Genomic DNA, 16397 nt, shown 5'->3' with positions numbered 1-16397 from the left:
GCACCGTCCGTGGCGCTCCGCCACGACCGCGACTGAAGGAGACCCTCGTGGCCATGCGGCCCCCCGTGTCCGTGCCGACCCTGTCGCGGCGCGCGAAGGTGGTCATCGGGGCCATCGCCGTCCTGCTGGTGCTGTTCACCGCCATCGGGACGCTCACCAACGTCTACGTCGACTACCTCTGGTTCGACGAGACCGGCTTCACCGAGGTCTTCTGGACCGAGCTGCAGACCCGCGCCCTGCTGTTCGCCGTGGCCGGCGTGGCCACCGGCGGCCTCACCGCGCTGGCGATCTACCTCGCCTACCGGTTCCGCCCGACGTTCCGGCCGATGTCGCTGGAGCAGCAGAACCTCGAGCGCTACCGGCAGTCGCTCGAGCCGCGCCGCACCCTCGTGCTCACCTCGGTCGCCGTCGTGCTGGGCCTGTTCGCCGGGTTCACCGCGCAGGGCAGCTGGGAGACCTGGCTGCAGTTCCGCAACAGCACGGACTTCGGCCGGGCCGACCCGCAGTTCGGCCTGGACATCTCGTTCTTCGTCTTCGACTACCCCTTCTACCGGCTGCTGCTGAGCTTCGGCTTCGCGATCGTGATCCTCGCGCTGATCGGCTCGCTGCTCACCCACTACGTGTTCGGCGGCCTGCGGCTGCAGACCCCGGGGCAGAAGCTGACCGGCGCGGCGATGGTGCAGCTGTCGGTGCTGCTGGGGCTGTTCGTGGCGCTCAAGGCGGTCGCCTACTGGCTGGACCGCTACGCGCTGGTCTACTCCGACCGCGGTGACCTGTTCACCGGGGCCAGCTACACCGACGTCAACGCGCTGCTGCCGGCGAAGACGATCCTGGTCTTCGCCGCGGCCGTCTGCGCGGTCGCGTTCTTCGCCAACATCGTGCTGCGGAACTTCCGGCTGCCGGCGGCGGCGCTCGTGCTGCTGCTGATCTCCAGCCTGGTGATCGGCGTGGCCTGGCCGGCGATCGTCCAGCAGTTCGTCGTCCGGCCCAGCGCCAACGAGCGCGAGGCCGACTTCATCGCCCGCGCGATCGAGTCCACCCGCGAGGCCTACGACCTGGCCGAGGTGGAGTACGTCGACTACGCCCAGGAGGAGACCGGCGAGGAGGTCGACCCGGCCGCGGCGCTGGCCGAGCTGCGCAACGACACCGAGACGATCCCGAACGCCCGGCTGCTGGACCCCAACGTCCTGTCCGCCACGTTCACCGCGCGCCAGCAGATCCGGAACGTGTACGGCTTCCCCGAGAAGCTCGACATCGACCGCTACACGGTCAACGGCGAGACCCAGGACTACGTGGTGGCCGCCCGCGAGCTCAACAGCCGGGGGCTCAGCGAGAACCAGGACACCTGGATCAACCGGCACACCGTCTACACCCACGGCAACGGGTTCGTCGCCGCGCCGGCCAACGAGGTCGTCGCCGGCCAGGAGGGCGGCGAGCCGCGCTTCACCACCCGCGACCTGCCCACCCGCGGCACCATCGAGGTCAGCGAGGACGGCGCGCGGATCTACTACGGCGAGCTGGTCCAGGACTACTCGGTCGTCGGCGCCCCCGAGGGTGCCGAGCCGCGGGAGTTCGACCTGCCCGAGGGCAGCGACGGCGAGGGGCAGATCAACAACACCTACGACGGCCGGGGTGGCGTCGCGATCGGCAGCTTCTTCCGCCGGCTCGTGTTCGCCATCCACGAGCGGGAGCGCAACTTCCTGCTCTCTAGCGCTGTCAACGACGCCTCCAGGATCCTCTACGTGCGCGACCCGATGGACCGGGTGGAGAAGGCCGCGCCGTTCCTCACCGTGGACGGCGACCCGTACCCCGCGGTCATCGACGGCCGGGTCACCTGGATCCTCGACGGCTACACCACCTCGGGCTCCTACCCCTACTCCGAGCAGATGGAGCTGGGCGAGGCGGCCACCGACGCGCTGACCGGCACCGGGACGACGGCGCTGCCGAACGAGACGTTCAACTACATCCGCAACTCGGTGAAGGCCACCGTCGACGCCTACGACGGCACGGTCACGCTGTACGAGTGGGACACCGAGGACCCGGTCCTGCAGACCTACATGAAGGCCTTCCCGGGTCTCGTGCAGCCCCGCGACGAGATGGCCGCGGAGCTGGAGAGCCACGTCCGCTACCCGGAGGACCTGTTCAAGGTGCAGCGGGACATCCTGACCCGCTACCACGTCAGCGACCCGGGCGACTTCTACAGCGGGAACGACCGGTGGGCGGTCCCCGCCGACCCCACCCAGGACACCCAGGAGCCGCAGCCGCCGTACTACATCCTGGCCCAGCGGCCGGGTGACCCGCAGGCGAGCTTCCAGCTGACCAGTGCGCTCAACGCGTTCCGCCGGGAGAACCTGTCGGCGTTCGTGTCGGCCTCCAGCGCGCCGGACACCTACGGGCAGATCCAGGTGCTGACCCTGCCGGGCAACACGCCCTTCCGGGGTCCGCAGCAGGTCCAGCAGTCGTTCATCACCAACAACCAGGTGCGGCCGGACCTCACGCTGTTCAACAGCGCCGAGTCCCGGGCGGTGTTCGGCAACCTGCTGACCCTGCCGATCGGCGACAACGGTCTGCTCTACGTCGAGCCGCTGTACGTCGAGGGCACGGGGGAGAACTCCTTCCCGCTGCTGCAGAAGGTGCTGGTCAACTACGGCGACCGGGTCGGGTACGCCAACACCCTGGCCGAGGCGCTGGACCAGGTGTTCGGCGCGGGCGCCGGGGAGGCCGCCGTCGACAGCGGCGAGACCCCCACGGCCCCCGACCAGCCGGACGCGCCGGCAACCCCCACCCCGGCCCCGCCGGCCGACGGCGGGACGGACACCCCGAGCACGCCGGAGATGCAGGCGGCGGTCGAGGCGATCAACAGCGCGCTGACCGCGCTGGAGAACGCGCAGCGCGCCGGCGACTTTGCCGCCCAGGGGCAGGCCCTCGAGGACCTGCAGGCCGCGGTCACCGCGTACCAGGCCGCGCAGGCGCAGGCGCAGGCCGCCCCGCCGGCCGCGACGCCGGGCGGCTGACGGCGCGCCGGCGTGGGTCCGCACCTGTGGTGGGGCCCACGCCGGCCGCCGGTGCACGCCCGGCCCGCAGCGGGGTATGGTGGTCTCACCGACGCGGGGTGGAGCAGCTCGGTAGCTCGCTGGGCTCATAACCCAGAGGTCGCAGGTTCGAATCCTGCCCCCGCTACTACGCGGACTTGCGATTCCGCTGTCTCGGACCGGCCCCTACCGCTTGGCGGAGGGGCCGGTGCCGTTTCCGGCCGCGGTGCGGAGCCGTCGGTGCTCCGGCGATGCCCCGGCATCTGTGTGGGCGCTGCCCGGGCATCCTTCGCACGCCGCCCTGCTGTGCCCCCGGCCTGAGCAGGGGTTCTGCGCCGGCCGCGTCGGCACGCGGGTGGGCACCGGGCGGGCAGCGCGGCCGGAGCCCGCCGCGGAGAGCGATTGCGGCCGGTGGCTGCGATCCCGCACTTGCGCTTGGTCGGCAGGTCGTGGTCCGGCCACGGAGCCCGGTCCGTCGCGTCCGGTGGCCATCGGCGGGGCCGCCGCAGCCCCGGCCGCACGGCCGAGGCCGCCATCGGCTCCGTCGTCATCTCTCCGGTCGCAGCCGGCCCGGCGCCGCGGCCGTGGGCCGCCGGGGCGCTCCTCGGCCCCGCTGGGACTGCCGACGTGGCCGTCGGTGGTCTGCGTGCGCGTCGGCGGTCGGAGCGACAGGGGGCAGAGCTTCGGCGATCGCTTCCAGGCGCATGAAGTACCGGTGGCTCGTCATAAACGTCAGCGCGGCGGCATGCTCTGTGAAGTGGTGCTCAAGGTCGTCACTGACCTTGCCGCGAGGATGAAGACCGTAGTCGCGGAGGTCGCGCAGGTAGGTGGCGTGCGCGCGGAGCTCGTCCAGGTTCACCCGCGACCCACCGGGCAGCTTCATCGGGCCGAGCAGGTCGTGCACGAGGCTGATGACGCTGGCCGTGCGGGTGTCCGCGTCCAGCGCCTTCGCCAGCTGGGGCGACTGGCCGCGTAACCGCGCGCCGAGCGTGTACCAGGCCGCCTCGCTCGCCGCACCCAACATGTTCAGCGCGGCCAGGAGTAGGCCCGCGGCGGTGCGCGCGGAACGCCTCGGCGATGCAGCGCTCGCCCCGCGGACCGAGCAGGTCGGCCAGGTCGGCGGTGTAGACGTCCGAGTCCAGGAGCCCGGCCGCGCCCTCCGGCGTAGGGGAGGTCAGCTGGTAGGCGGAGGCGGCGGCCACCATAACCACCGGCGGGGAGGAGCTCCCGGACATGTTGCCGCTGGAGACCCTGACCTGTGCGTGCGCGTCGAGCTTCTCCACGGGCAGGATGACCCCTTCGGCCTGCAGTTCGGCCAGGGCCCGGCGCACGGCGCTCTCGATCCGCTGGCCCGCAAGCTGTGGATCGTCCCTGCGCACGACGTCGGCCGGGTTTCCACCCCGGGGTAAGTCGAGGGACTCGCCGGACCATCCCGCGGCGGCGGGCACGCCCTCGCGCACACGGACCACCGACCTGATGTCGCTCTGACGTGCAACGCACGGTCCGCGAGCGTCTCCAGGGCGACCTGCTTGGCGGCCACGACGTCAGCCCGGGTGAGGGTGATCGCCTCGATGAGCGCCTGGTGGTATTCCTCCGGCGCGACGCCGCCCATGTTCACGCGTCTGCTCCCTCTGCCTGATCCGATCGGCGAGCGCCTCGCCGGTTGGCGGCGCACGCACCGGCGCGCCGTCGACGCGCGGTCCGCGTTGGGCGACAGCCCAGCGCGCACAGGCAGTCTCTCCTCCTGACCTGACGCAACGCCTTACCCAGGCGGGATTGGCGCGTGCAAGGGTGACGTCCCGCTGAGTGGTGGAACTCGGTTCGGTTCGCGGGGTCTTCTGCGGCTTGGACTATGACGCGATCAGTGCCGGCTGCGCCACCTCCTCGTCGGGTCGGTTGAGCAGGGCCATGGAGCCTTCGGCGAGGTAGCGGCGGTCGGAAACCTGCCATTCGTCGTGGGCCTCGACCAGGACCGCGCCGGCCAGCCGCAGCAGGGCGGCGGGGTTGGGAAAGTCCCCCGCAAGCGGGAGGTGCCCCCAGCCGACGACGTCGGTGCGCGCTTGATCTCCTTGTTCAGCCGTTCCTGCGGATTGGTCGACCAGATCTTCTTCCAGTGCGCCAGCGGGAAGGCGGTGAAGGCCAGCAGGTCGTCTTGGTCCTCCCGCAGCATGGTCTCGACCTGCGGGAACTGGCGGCCGAGCATGCCGGCGATGACGTCGAGCTGGGTGTGCACGTGCTCGGCGTCGGGCTGGGCGAAGACGGTGCGGATGGCGGCGGCGACCATCTCGGCGTTGCCCTTCGGGACGCGGGCGAGCACGTTGCGCATGAAGTGCACCCGGCAGACTCCCACTGTCGACTTCGCAGGTCAGGCGCCGGTTGGTGGGTGGGAACGGGGCATGCCAACGGCCCGCGCGGCGCGTGAGGAGCGCGCGGGTGTGAGGAGTGCGTGTCAGGCCGCGGCGGTCGCGCTGCTCGACTCGACGGGGACGTCTTCGCTGGCGGGATCGGTCTTGAGATGCCGCGCCTGGTCGTAGGGGACGCCGTCGGTCCAAGCGCGCCAGAGCACGCGCATCCAGCGGGGGCCAGTCCGTGCAGTGCTCGGTGGTGGTGCTGCTTGCGAGCTCGGGCGTCGTCGTAGGCGGCGCGCGCCCACGGCGAGGTCTTCAGCGAGTTGTAGGCCCACCACATGCAGGCCTCACGCAGCCGGGCGTTGGCGGCGTAGCGGAAGCCGACCCGGTGGGAGCGGCCGCTGGACCGGGTGACCGGCGCCAGCCCGGCCTCGGCCAGCAGCACCCCGACCGCCGAGTAGTAGTCGCGGTCCTCACCGATCTCGGCCAGCAGCGTGGCCGCAGTGAGCAGGCCAACGCCGGGGAAGCTCAGGAAGATCTCCGCGTCGGGATGCTTGGCAAGGGCCAGCCCGAGACGCTGGTCGTAGTCGGCGAGCTGGCGGTTGAGCAGGCCAAGGAGCTCGGCGAACACCAGCGCCGAATGCGCCTTGCCGGCCACCGTGCCCTCGGCGCCGGAGAGCAGGTGGTCCTTCAGCCGCTGCGCCAGGACCGCCGGGTCGACCCGGCCGCGGTAGGACTGCCGGCGGCAGAAGGCGGCCATCCGCTGCTCACCGATCCGGGCGGCCGCCTGCGGGGTCGGATAGTCGGCGATGAAGGCCAGCGTGATGTCCCGGTCGATCGAGGAAAACAGCTGCGCCGGCGCCGGGTGGTAGGCATCCAGGATGGCGCGCAGCTGCGCCTCGACGCGCTGCTGGGACTCCAGCAGTCGGTCCCGGTCGCGGGAGAGCGCGCGCAGCTCGGCCAGGGCCGGGGAGGCGATGGGCAGGGGGCGCCAGTGCGGGTGCTCGTGGCGCAGGGTGTCGGCCAGGGTGAAGGCGTCGAAGACGTCGTCCTTGCTGCTGGCCACCCGGTAGCGCTCGCGGGCGCGGGCAGCGATCCGGGGGTTGACCGGGAAGACGCGGTGCCCGCCGGCCTGCAGCCGCTCGACCAGCAGTCCCTCAGCGCGTTCCACGCAGATCGGCAAGCCGGTTCCCAGCCGGGCGAGTTCGGCGTCGAGCTGAGCCAGGCCTGCGACGTCGTGGCCCACCCGGACCTGCCGGATCCGCTGGCCGCTGTTGTTCACCGCGCGGAGCTGGTGGTGGCTGGCGCCCCAGTCGATGCCGACGAAGACCTCGTCGACGCCGAGCTTGATCGTGTTCTTGCTTCCCATGCACCTGGGCCCTTCGAGTCCGGTCACCTCGTGGCCGGCTCGGCTGGACGCTCATCTCGGTGCTCGAGGCACGACTCCCACTGGCCAGTACCGAGCCCGCCGCCGCCGGGAGGGACGGGTCTGCCGCTGGACCTCGAGGGTCACGCTGCCAAGGTCCTCTCCCGGCGGCGGAGGTGACCGACGGGAACCTCCCGTCGAGTGGTGATGTCAGCAGATGATCGCCGCCAGGCGGCCCCGATCAGCACCGCGCCGATGGCCTGCTTGAGGCCGGTGTGGGCGTCGGAGATGACTAGCTGGGTGCCGGCCAGGCCGCGGGCCTTCAGGGTGCGCAGGAACGCGGTCCAGAACGCGCCGTCCTCGGAGTCGCCGACGGCGAAGCCGAGCACCTCGCGGTGGCCGTCGGCGGCTACCCCGGTGGCGATGACGACGGCCTGGGAGACCACTCGGCGGTTGACCCGGGCCTTGCAGTAGGTGGCGTCGAGGAAGACGTAGGGGAACGCGGTCTCGGCCAGCGACCGGTCGCGGAAGGCGCTCACTTCCTCGTCGAGGTCGGCGCAGATCCGGCTGACCTCGGACTTGCTGATGCCGGTGTCGGCGCCGAGTGCGCGGATCGGGTCGTCGACCTTGCGGGTGGAGACGCCGTGCAGATAGGCCTCCATCACCACCGCGAACAGCGCCTGGTCGATCCGCCGGCGGCGTTCCAGCAGTGAGGGGAAGAACGACCCGGCGCGCAGTTTGGGGATCCGCAGCTCCAGGTCACCGGCCGTGGTCGTGAGCACCCGTGGGCGGGAGCCGTTGCGCTGGGCGGTGCGGGCCTCGGTGCGCTCGTGCGGGCCGGCGCCGATCACCGCGGTGAGCTCGGCCTCGATCAGGGCTTGGTGGAGCGTCTCGGTCGCGGCGCGGATGCGGTCGTCGACGTCGGCGAGCTTGAGTGCCTCGAGGAGCTCGATCAGGGCAGACTGGTCCAGGGCCATCGCGTGGCCTTTCTGCTGAGTGTTCCTTGGCGGGTTCACGCAGAAGATCCACGCGGTGGCCCCTCGCACGTCGGCACCACGCCGACGAGCTCAGGGCCTCCGACCAGCTACACCACTTCCAGGGACGTCACCTGTGCAAGTTCTGGCGCGTGCAAGAGATGGCACGGCGCAGCCCATGACACCGGCGCAAGGATTGGCACAGTCGCAAGAAGTGGCATGTGCAGCTTCCCGTGCCAAGCACATGCAACTGCTCATCACCCGCGGTCGGGCCTCGTTCATCGCGTCGAAGTGGGCGCCGCTGCGGCGCAGTGTCCAGTGCAGGCATCCACCTCCGTGAGCTTGGGCCGGATCAACGCGATCGTCCGTCCGCGCCGGCTGAGACGATCACTTGCGTATCCCGGTCTTTGGATCGGCCGAGCGGGCAACGGACCACCGCGGGGGTGTGCAGATGCGTAGGCAGGAGCTGGCGACCTGCGGAAACGGGCAACGTCGAACAGCGAGAGCGGTGGTTCGGCCGGTCCCCCCGCCGCACCGACGCCGGCCGTGAGGCGATGCCGGTCAGGTGACTGCAGCGCGGGCGGCCTCGGCGGCCCGGACGAGCGGCTCATCGACCAGGCGCCAGTCCCGGCGCGTCATGTCGGCCAGCAGGGTGGCGGCGGGCCGGGCCATCCGGGTCTCGGCGAGCAGGGCCACGTCCAGCTCGTGCAGATGAGCGTCCAGGTGCCTCAGCACGGCGGTCTTTGCCGTACGCGCGGTGCTGTCCTCCGGTAGGTCGGCCATCCTCCCGTCGCGGCCGAGCTGGCCGTCGGGACAGGCGAGGACGTCGAGGATCATCCGCCAGCCAGCGGTGCGGTCGTGGACCACCCGGGCGTCGTAGAGACCTTCGCTGTACAGGCGGTGGGTGGTCCGCCCGCCGGCCGACGTGCGAACCCAGGTCCGGGGCTGCTCGGTCGACCGGTACAGCAGCACCAGGCCGGACAGGTTGCGGGCCATGACGAGGGTCTCGGTGTCCACGGCCGCGACGGTGCCGGGAGAGCCGCCGTCGGCAATCAATCCGCCAAAGCAGCTAAGGACACCCTCGTTCCGTATGAGGAGTTGGTCGGAGGAGAACGGCTCACTGCCGATGCCGGCGGGCTGCGGACGGTGTGCGGCGTCCTGCCCCATCTCGTCTGCTCGAGGAGTTCCGTCATGTCCGCGCTGATCCGCCCGCGTCCCACCCCCGAGGAGCGGCTCGCCGCCCGCGTCGCCGACCGGCGCGCCCACGCCGTCGACCTGCGCTGGGCCGCCCGCTGCGAGGAGATGGAGGCCGTCCTGGACGACCTCGCCGCCGCGCTGCTGCCCCGCCCGGACATCACCCACGTCGTGGGCTACGCCTGCGAGGGCATCGACTGCCGCTACGACAAGGGCTTCACCCCGACCGACCACGACATCTTCCCGCACCTGCACATGGACGCCGTCGTCTGTACCGCCGCCGACGGGAGCCTCGTCCTCGTCGACGGGGATGACGTTCCCGGCGCGATCCGCGTCGCGGACCTGGAGGAGGACCCCGAGGGGCGCCATCCGGACAGCCGGGGCTGGCAGGCCGGAACCCCGTACCGCACGGTCCCGCCGGCCGCGCTGGACTGCGTGGACGAGGATGCCGTGGACGTCGACGAGGTGTGGCTGGACGCCGCCGCGCTGCGCGCCCGCATCGCCGCGCCGGCGACCTGACCGCACCGACACCACACTGCATCCCGGCGCCGGTCCGTCCGGAGAGGGGGCCCCGCTGCACCTCGGGACGTGCCGCGGCAGCGCTTGGTCAGCTCCTGCGCCTCCATCATGGCGATGCCTCTTCGGTGCTCGTGGTGCTGGACGACTGGCGGGGTCCGGCCGCCGCGCCGGGGATGCGGACGATGACGTTGCCGCGCTTGCGGCCGGTGTCGACGTAGCGATGCGCCTCGACGATGTCGGCGAGGTCGTAGGTCCGGTCGCGGACCGCCTGGAAGGAGCCGGCCTCCGCGAGGTCCACGAGGTGGGCCAGGTCCTCGGCGGTGGGCTTGCCGACGTCGGCGGTGACCAGGTGGCCGGTCCGCCGGCTGCGCAGCGGTGCGAGCAGCAGCCCGCGCAGGTCGGTGATCACCAGCAGCAGCGCACCGCCCGGCTTCAGCAGGTGCCGCACCCGTTCGAACGGGGCGTTGCCGACGCAGTCGACGAGCACGTCGTAGCTGGCCGGCCCGGCGGTGAAGTCCTCGGTGGTGTAGTCGATCACCCGGTCGGCGCCCAGCGAGGTGACCAGCTCCCGGTTGGCGTCGCTGCACACGCCGGTGACGTGGGCGCCGGCGTGCGCGGCGAGCTGCACGGCGGCGGTGCCGACCGCGCCCGAGGCCCCGTTGACCAGCACCGCTGCACCCGGTCGCAGCGACGCCTGCTTGAGGAAGGCGTGGGCGGTCAGGCCGCCGAAGACCAACGTCACCGCGTCCTCGAACGACATGTTCCGCGGCTTGTGCGCGATCGCCGCCCCGCCCGGCACCCGGGCGTACTCGGCGTGCCCGCCGAACTGCCCGCCCGTCATGGCGAGTACCTCGTCGCCGGTCCGGAACCGCTCCAGCCGGAAACCGACGGCCTCGACGACGCCGGCGGCGTCGAAGCCGAGCACCGGGTGCTTCGGCCGGAAGACGCCGATCCCCGCCGCGGCGAGCAGGGCGAGCCCGCGGGGCACCTCGCGGGTGCGGGCGCGGTGGTCGGCGGCGCTGACGGTGCTGGTGTGCACACGGATGAGCACGTCGTCCGGGCCGACCGGCGGCCGGGGAACCTCTTCGACGTGGACGGTGTCCGGGCCGCCGAAGCGGCGGTAGACCGCGGCCCTCATCGGATGGCCTGCGCGGGCGGCAGCGCGGCGACGGCGGAGGGCCGGAAGCCGCGGACGACCAGGTAGATGCCCAGCGACAGCTCCCAGAAGAAGATCGGCGCCAGGGCGATCACCGACCACATCGTGGAGTCGTCGTTGACACCGTAGACCGTCGCGATCTTGGCCGCGAGGAGCAGCGGGGCTCCGATGAGGCCCATCACCGGGATGACGCGCGGAACCAAGCCGGAGCGATACATGAGGCTGCCGAGCAAGAGGGCGTTCACCGCTGCCATGAAGCCGGGACCGAGATGGAAGGTGAAGTCGCGGACCGCGACGAGTGATGCGGCGGTGGTGGACAGAGAGTCCGTGTCGGCGCCGGGCGCTCCGGCGAAGTCCTTTCGCAGCGTCACGATCGCGAGGAGGCTGACGACACCGATGACTATGATCGCGGCTTCGAGCAGGCGGGAGGTGACGAAGCCGAGCGCCAGAGTTCTGTTCTGCCGCCTCACCACCGGGAACAACACGACCGCGGTGCCGATGCCGGCGATGGCGGTGACCACGTCGAGCAGGCCGCCGGTGATGACGCGCGCGTCGGACCCTGAGCCCAGGACGTAGTCCGGGTTGTCGAGGACGGGGGCAAGGAAGTAGAAGGCGGCAGGGATCGAGGCAGCGAAGGTGATGACGTACAGCAGGCCGCCGAGGAATGCGGTCTGTCGCATCGGGTCCGTCGCGGGTCGGGTCGTCGCGGCGGGAGGTGAGCTGATGCTCATGGCGGGGTCCCTTCGGGTGTGGTGGCGGGTCAGGTGGTGGCGGTGCGCGGGTGCTCCGCGTCGAGCGGGGTGACCGAGAGCAGCGGCAGGCCGAGGTCGCGCACCTTCTGCAGGAGGCCGTGCAGTGCGGCCTGGTCGGTCACCGGGCCGCGCAGGGCGGTGGTGCCGTCGTCGGCGGTGGTGAGGGTCATCCCGTCGAACCAGGTGGCCCAGCGCGGGTCGAGGCGGCCGCGCAGCCGGATCTCGTAGCGGCTGGGGCTGGGCGGAGGACCGCCGGTGGTCTTGGTCATCGGGTCCCCCTGTCCGGGCCAGGCCGGAAGGGCTGCGGTGCGGCGTTCCGGCGTTCGTTTCGGTGCGGACGAAACGTAGGAACTGGGGTGGGGAGAGCGGATCACCATGTGTGGTGATCCGGGTGGTGATTCGGGCCGGGCCTACCGGTCGCCGACCGTGCGGCCGGGGCGCTGCCCGGTCCGGGCCATGAGGTTGAGCTCCTCGCCGCGGCGGACCGCGGCGCGGCGGCTGTTCACCCCGAGCTTGGCGTAGACGTTCTTGGTGTGCGTGCGCAGGGTGTTCAGCGAGACGAACAGCTTGCGGGCGATGCCGGGGCCGTCCAGATCGGTGCCCAGCAGCCGCAGCACCTCGAGCTCGCGGGCGCTCAGCGGCTCGACCGGGCCCCGCGGCGCGGGTATCCCGCCGCCGGCCTGCGTGGCGGCGCCCAGCCGTCGACGGGCGTACTCGGGTGCGGACCCCTTATGCACGGCGGCCTTCAGCAGCGCGGCCAGCGGCGGACCCTCGTCGACGAAGCTCCGCACGTAGCCTTCGGGCTCCGCGAGCTCCAGCGCGCCGAGCGCGCCGGGGACGTCGCCCTGGTGCTGGTGGGCCAGCGCTCGCAGCACGAGCAGCTCGATGACCGTGCCGGCCCGTCCGCCGTCCCGCGCAGCGGCCAGCAGCCGCTCCAGGAGCCCGGTGGCCTGCTGCAGCGGAGTCCGGTCGCCGGAGGTGGCGTGCTCGGCCAGCAGCGCCCGGGCCAGCGTGACGTGCTCAAACTCGCGCAGGTAGAACAGGTCGTCGGCGGGGTCGAGCCCGCGCTGGCGGGTCCAGTCGAACGCCGTGCCGAGCCGGCCCTGGGCCAGCCACACCCGCGCGCGCAGCGCCGCGATCGGCCGCACGTCGGGGAACATGTCGCTGACGTAGCACCGCTCGGCCTCGTCGAGCAGGTCGACGGCGCCGTCGAGGTCTCCCTCGGCCTCCCGCACCCGGGCCATCGCCACCCGCCAGCGGTGCCGGTACTGCGGCAGGCCGGCGTGCTCGCCGAGCTGCGTGGCGGCGGCCAGGTGCTCGCGCGCGGCGTCGAGCTCGTCGCGTTCCCGGCACAGCTCGCTCAGGCCGACGTGCATGTCGGCCGCGCCGCGCAGCACCGTCGGGCCGTGCCGGGTCGCGGCGGCCAGCCCGTGCTGGAAGGTGGCCAGCGCGTCGCGGAGCCGGCCCTGCGCGATGCGGATGTCGGCCAGCGCGCGGGCGACGCCGAGGGTGTCGGAGTGGTGCCCGGCCCGTTCCAGCTCGCCGCGGGAGTCGCTCCACCACCGGTGCGCGGCCGCCAGCTCGCCGCTGCTCCAGTGCGCCAGCCCCAGCAGCCCGGCGGCCGCCCCTCGGACCAGGTGGTCGTCGGGGTCGGCAAGGTCGATCACGCGCTGCGCGTGGGTCATGGTGCCGGCCAGGTCGCCGGTCACCCGGGCCTGCGCGGCGCGGTAGACCGCGACCTGGCTGCGCACGGCCCGGACGAGCGCCGGGTCCTCCGTGGGCGTGGCGGCCGGCGTGGTGTCCTGCGGGGCGGCGTCGGCGGGCGCCAGCGAGTCCAGCCAGCGCTCGGCGTCGCGCAGGTGCTCCTCCACCCCGTCCAGCTCGCCGTGCACCAGGATGGCGCCCGCGTAGCCGGCGCGCAGCACCGGCCGGTTGCGCAGCACGTGCTCGGGCAGCTGCCTGAACCAGTGGCGCAGCGTGGTGTCGTGGCGGTTCTGCCGGGCCGCCGGCATCGCGGCCTCGACCAGGTCGGCGGCCCGCTGGGCGTCCCCACCGGCGAGGGCGTGCCGGATCGCCTCGGACGGCTCACCGTGCTCGGCGTGCCAGCCGCTGGCCCGCCGGTGCAGCTCGGGTACCCGGTCGGGCTGCTCGGCGAGCAGCCGCGCGTGCAGCACGTCGGCGAACAGGTGGTGGTAGCGGTACCACCGCCGACGGTCGTCGAGCGGCACCAGGAACAGGCTGGCGCGCTCGAGGGCCTCCAGCCGTGCCCGGCCGCCGTCCCCGCCGACGACGGCGTCGCACAGCGGGCCGGTGAGCCGGTGGAGGATGGAGGTCCGCAGGAGGAAGTGGCGGACGTCGTCGGGCTGGCGCTGCAGCACCTCCTCGGCGAGGTAGTCGACGATGTACCGGTCGTCGCCGGCGAACCCGGTGATGAAGTCGCCGGGGTCGTCGCGGCCCTGCATCGACAGCGCGGCCAGCTGCAGCGCGCGACCCAGCCCTCGGTGCGCGCCTCCAGCGCCGCGACGTGTTCGGCGGTCAGCGCCAGCCCCATCGCCTCGGTGAGGTAGGCCGCGGCCTCCTCGGCGGTGAAACGCAGGTCGTCGGCGCGGACCTCGACGAGCTCGCCGCGCGCCCGCCACCGGGCCACCGGCAGGGCCGGGTCGGCGCGGGTGGCGATCACCAGGTGTACGTGCGGAGGCAGGTGCTCCACGAGGAAGGCCATCCGGTCGTGAATCTGGGGCGTGGCGATGGCGTGGTAGTCGTCGAGCACAAGGACCAGGTCGTCGGGGGCCGCGTCCAGCTCGTTGACCAGGGTCGTGAGCACCTCGTCGAGCGACGCATGCGGCTCCCGCAGCAGCGCGAGCGCGCCGGCCGCCACGCCGGGCACCGCCGTCTGGAGCGCGGCGATGAGGTAGGTCCAGTACGTGCTCGGGTCGTTGTCCCGGGCGTCGAGGGACAGCCACGCCGTCGAGCGCCGGTCGGCAGCGGCCAGCCACTCCGTCAACAGGGTGGTCTTGCCGAACCCGGCCGGCGCGGACACCAGGGTCAGCGCGGCATCGACCCCGCGGTCCAGGCGCTCGCTGAGCCGGGGGCGCGCCACCAGGCCACGTCGTCGGCGGGGCACGTGCAGCTTGGTGGCGAACAGGGGCCCCACCGCCACCACCTTCCTGGAGGGGCCATGCCCCGGCGTCGACGGCTCTGGTCACCGGCCACACCGTCGGCTCCGGAGACGCATCGTGGCAGTCGGATACGGACGGTGTCGATGCTCTTCGCTCCGCTCCAGCACGATCAGGTGCGGTCGGCTCGGCGGGGGGCGGCCCGAACGTGGATGCGTTCCCCCTGACGGCCCAGCAGGCTGAGGATCTCCACCGGCTGGTCGTCAGCGGGTCCGAACCAGTGCGGCAGCCGGGTGTCGAACTCGGCGACCTCGCCGGGAGACAGGATGAGGTCGTGGTCGGCCAGGATCAGCCGCACTCGGCCGGCCAGCACGTAGAGCCACTCGTAGCCCTCGTGGGTGCGAAGCTCGGGCTCGCCGGGCTCGGGCGGAATGATCGTCTTCCAGGCCTGCAGCCCGCCGGGGTTGCGGGTCAGCGGGACGACGATGCGGCCGTTGCGCCGCCGCGGGGTGAAACGCACCCGGGGGTCGCCGACCTCGGGTGCGCCGATCAGCTCCTCCAGCGGGATCCGGTGCGCCTGCGCGATCGGCAGTAGCAGCTCCAGGCTGGGCTTGCGCTGCCCGGACTCCAGCCGGGACAGGGTGCTCTTGGAGACTCCGGTGGCCGCGGCCAGCTCGGTGAGAGTGATGCCGCGCTGGGTTCGCACCCGCTTCAGCCGCGGCCCCACCTCGGCCAGCGCCGCCGCGATCGCCGCCGAGTGTCGCACGCCGGTCACCCCATCAGCCGTTCCCGGAAATGGCAACGATCGTTGTCACCGGCCGCCGCGCCCCCCGAACCTTCGGCGCGGAGGTGATCGTCATGGAGACGAAGGTTCGCGACGTGGTGGTGGTCGGCGGCGGCGCGGCCGGGCTGAGCGCGGCGCTGGTGCTGGGCCGGGCCTGTCGCCGGGTGGCGGTGGTCGACGCCGGCGCGCCCCGCAACGCCCCCGCCGCGCAGATGCACGGCTTCCTGTCCCGCGACGGGATGCCCCCGGCCGAACTGCTGGCCGCCGGGCGGGCCGAGATCGCCGGCTACGGCGTCGAACTCGTCGCTGACCGGGTGGTCGGCATCGAGCCAGGCTTCGTCTTCCGCCTCGCCGGCGGCCGGGTGCTCCACGCCCGCCGGATCCTGCTCACCACCGGCGTCAGCGACGCGCTGCCGGACATCCCCGGCGTCCGTGAGCGGTGGGGCCGGGACCTGCTGCACTGCCCGTACTGCCACGGGTGGGAGGTCCGCGACTCCCCGCTCGGCGTGCTGAACACCGGCCCGGGTGCGGTCGCGCACGCGCAGCTGATCCGCCAGTGGTCCGACGACGTGGTCTTCTTCGCCCACATCCACCCGCTGACCGCCCTCGAGCGGGAGCAGCTGCGGGCCCGCGGCATCCAGCTGGTGCACGGCGAGGTGGCCCGGCTCGTGGTCGAGGACGACCGGTTGACCGGCGTCCAGCTGGCCGACGGCCGGGTGGTGCCGCGGAGCGCGGTGTTCCTCCGCCCCGGCAACACCCCACACCCCGACGGCCTGCTGGGCGGGCTGGGCTGCCGGACCGACGACGCCGGGTTCGTCACCGTCGACGCCACCGGCCGGACCAGCACCGCGGGAGTCTGGGCGGCCGGCAACGTCGTCGACCCACGCGGGCAGGTCATCGCCGCGGCCGGCGCCGGCAACACTGCGGGGATAGCGATCAACGCCGACCTGGTCGCCGAGGACATCGACCGCGCGGTCGACGAGCACCACACGGCCGGCGGCGTCTTCTCCGCCGCGACCGAGGCCCGGCTCACCACCGCCCTGCTCGGCGCGCGCCGGCACGGGCTGTAGCCGCCACCCGGCCCCCACCCAGCGGCCGCCCACGGGGCGGTCACCCACCTGCGCCGCGGCCAGACGGACCGCGGCACCTCACGAGG

General features: G+C 72.7%; 10 protein-coding genes, 1 tRNA gene and 4 pseudogenes. 4 read left to right on the top strand and 11 right to left on the bottom strand.

What is annotated here, in order from left to right; translation table 11 throughout:
• Nucleotides 1-53 precede the first annotated feature (53 nt).
• Entirely contained in the window at nucleotides 54-3014 is a 2961-nt protein-coding gene (locus tag ACI78Z_RS07660) for a UPF0182 family membrane protein (protein WP_457035938.1), read from the top strand.
• A 92-nt stretch (nucleotides 3015-3106) separates the two neighbouring features.
• Nucleotides 3107-3180: transfer RNA gene (locus tag ACI78Z_RS07655), tRNA-Met, on the top strand.
• A 399-nt stretch (nucleotides 3181-3579) separates the two neighbouring features.
• Here the strand turns inward: ACI78Z_RS07655 and ACI78Z_RS07650 are convergent.
• The 5 genes and pseudogenes from ACI78Z_RS07650 to ACI78Z_RS07630 all read right to left on the bottom strand — a co-directional run bounded on the left by ACI78Z_RS07650 (nucleotide 3580) and on the right by ACI78Z_RS07630 (nucleotide 8737).
• Entirely contained in the window at nucleotides 3580-4056 is a 477-nt protein-coding gene (locus ACI78Z_RS07650; RefSeq protein WP_457035925.1) for a hypothetical protein, read from the bottom strand.
• Nucleotides 4057-4882: 826 nt separating this feature from the next.
• Nucleotides 4883-5373, bottom strand: a pseudogene (locus tag ACI78Z_RS07645) (transposase); the annotation flags it as partial.
• Nucleotides 5374-5636: 263 nt separating this feature from the next.
• Nucleotides 5637-6749, bottom strand: a pseudogene (locus tag ACI78Z_RS07640) (IS110 family RNA-guided transposase); the annotation flags it as partial.
• A 218-nt stretch (nucleotides 6750-6967) separates the two neighbouring features.
• Nucleotides 6968-7723, bottom strand: a pseudogene (locus ACI78Z_RS07635) (IS256 family transposase); the annotation flags it as partial.
• Between the two features lie 558 nt (nucleotides 7724-8281).
• A complete protein-coding gene (locus ACI78Z_RS07630) occupies nucleotides 8282-8737 on the bottom strand; it encodes a hypothetical protein (protein ID WP_457035924.1) in 456 nt (151 codons plus the stop codon).
• A 174-nt stretch (nucleotides 8738-8911) separates the two neighbouring features.
• Between ACI78Z_RS07630 and ACI78Z_RS07625 the strand changes: the two genes are divergently transcribed.
• Nucleotides 8912-9433, top strand: a complete 522-nt coding sequence (locus ACI78Z_RS07625; RefSeq protein WP_457035923.1) for a hypothetical protein — start codon at nucleotides 8912-8914, stop codon at nucleotides 9431-9433.
• 106 nt (nucleotides 9434-9539) lie between these two features.
• On the opposite strand, the gene ACI78Z_RS07620 is transcribed toward ACI78Z_RS07625, so the two are convergent.
• The 6 genes and pseudogenes from ACI78Z_RS07620 to ACI78Z_RS07595 all read right to left on the bottom strand — a co-directional run bounded on the left by ACI78Z_RS07620 (nucleotide 9540) and on the right by ACI78Z_RS07595 (nucleotide 15223).
• The gene (locus ACI78Z_RS07620) at nucleotides 9540-10571 is read right to left on the bottom strand and encodes an NAD(P)-dependent alcohol dehydrogenase (RefSeq protein WP_457035922.1); all 1032 of its coding nucleotides are present in this window, start codon (nucleotides 10569-10571) and stop codon (nucleotides 9540-9542) included.
• The gene (locus ACI78Z_RS07615; RefSeq protein ID WP_457035921.1) at nucleotides 10568-11320 is read right to left on the bottom strand and encodes a DUF4386 domain-containing protein; all 753 of its coding nucleotides are present in this window, start codon (nucleotides 11318-11320) and stop codon (nucleotides 10568-10570) included. Before ACI78Z_RS07615 ends, ACI78Z_RS07620 begins: the two co-directional genes overlap by 4 nt.
• 29 nt (nucleotides 11321-11349) lie before the next feature.
• Nucleotides 11350-11610 (bottom strand): hypothetical protein, encoded by a 261-nt coding sequence (locus ACI78Z_RS07610; protein ID WP_457035920.1) that lies wholly within the window; start codon nucleotides 11608-11610, stop codon nucleotides 11350-11352.
• 141 nt (nucleotides 11611-11751) lie between these two features.
• Nucleotides 11752-13803 (bottom strand): LuxR C-terminal-related transcriptional regulator, encoded by a 2052-nt coding sequence (locus ACI78Z_RS07605; protein WP_457035919.1) that lies wholly within the window; start codon nucleotides 13801-13803, stop codon nucleotides 11752-11754.
• Nucleotides 13804-14075: 272 nt separating this feature from the next.
• A pseudogene (locus ACI78Z_RS07600) lies at nucleotides 14076-14381 on the bottom strand (helix-turn-helix transcriptional regulator); the annotation flags it as partial.
• 248 nt (nucleotides 14382-14629) lie between these two features.
• A complete protein-coding gene (locus ACI78Z_RS07595; protein ID WP_457035918.1) occupies nucleotides 14630-15223 on the bottom strand; it encodes a helix-turn-helix domain-containing protein in 594 nt (197 codons plus the stop codon).
• Nucleotides 15224-15315: 92 nt separating this feature from the next.
• Between ACI78Z_RS07595 and ACI78Z_RS07590 the strand changes: the two genes are divergently transcribed.
• Complete coding sequence (locus tag ACI78Z_RS07590) at nucleotides 15316-16311, top strand: NAD(P)/FAD-dependent oxidoreductase (protein WP_457035917.1); 996 nt, start codon at nucleotides 15316-15318, stop codon at nucleotides 16309-16311.
• Nucleotides 16312-16397 lie beyond the last annotated feature (86 nt).

This window comes from Geodermatophilus sp. SYSU D01176 (assembly GCF_054050015.1).
The sequence above is the reverse complement of the archived record's forward strand: the minus strand, read 5'-3'. Positions and strand labels throughout refer to the sequence as shown.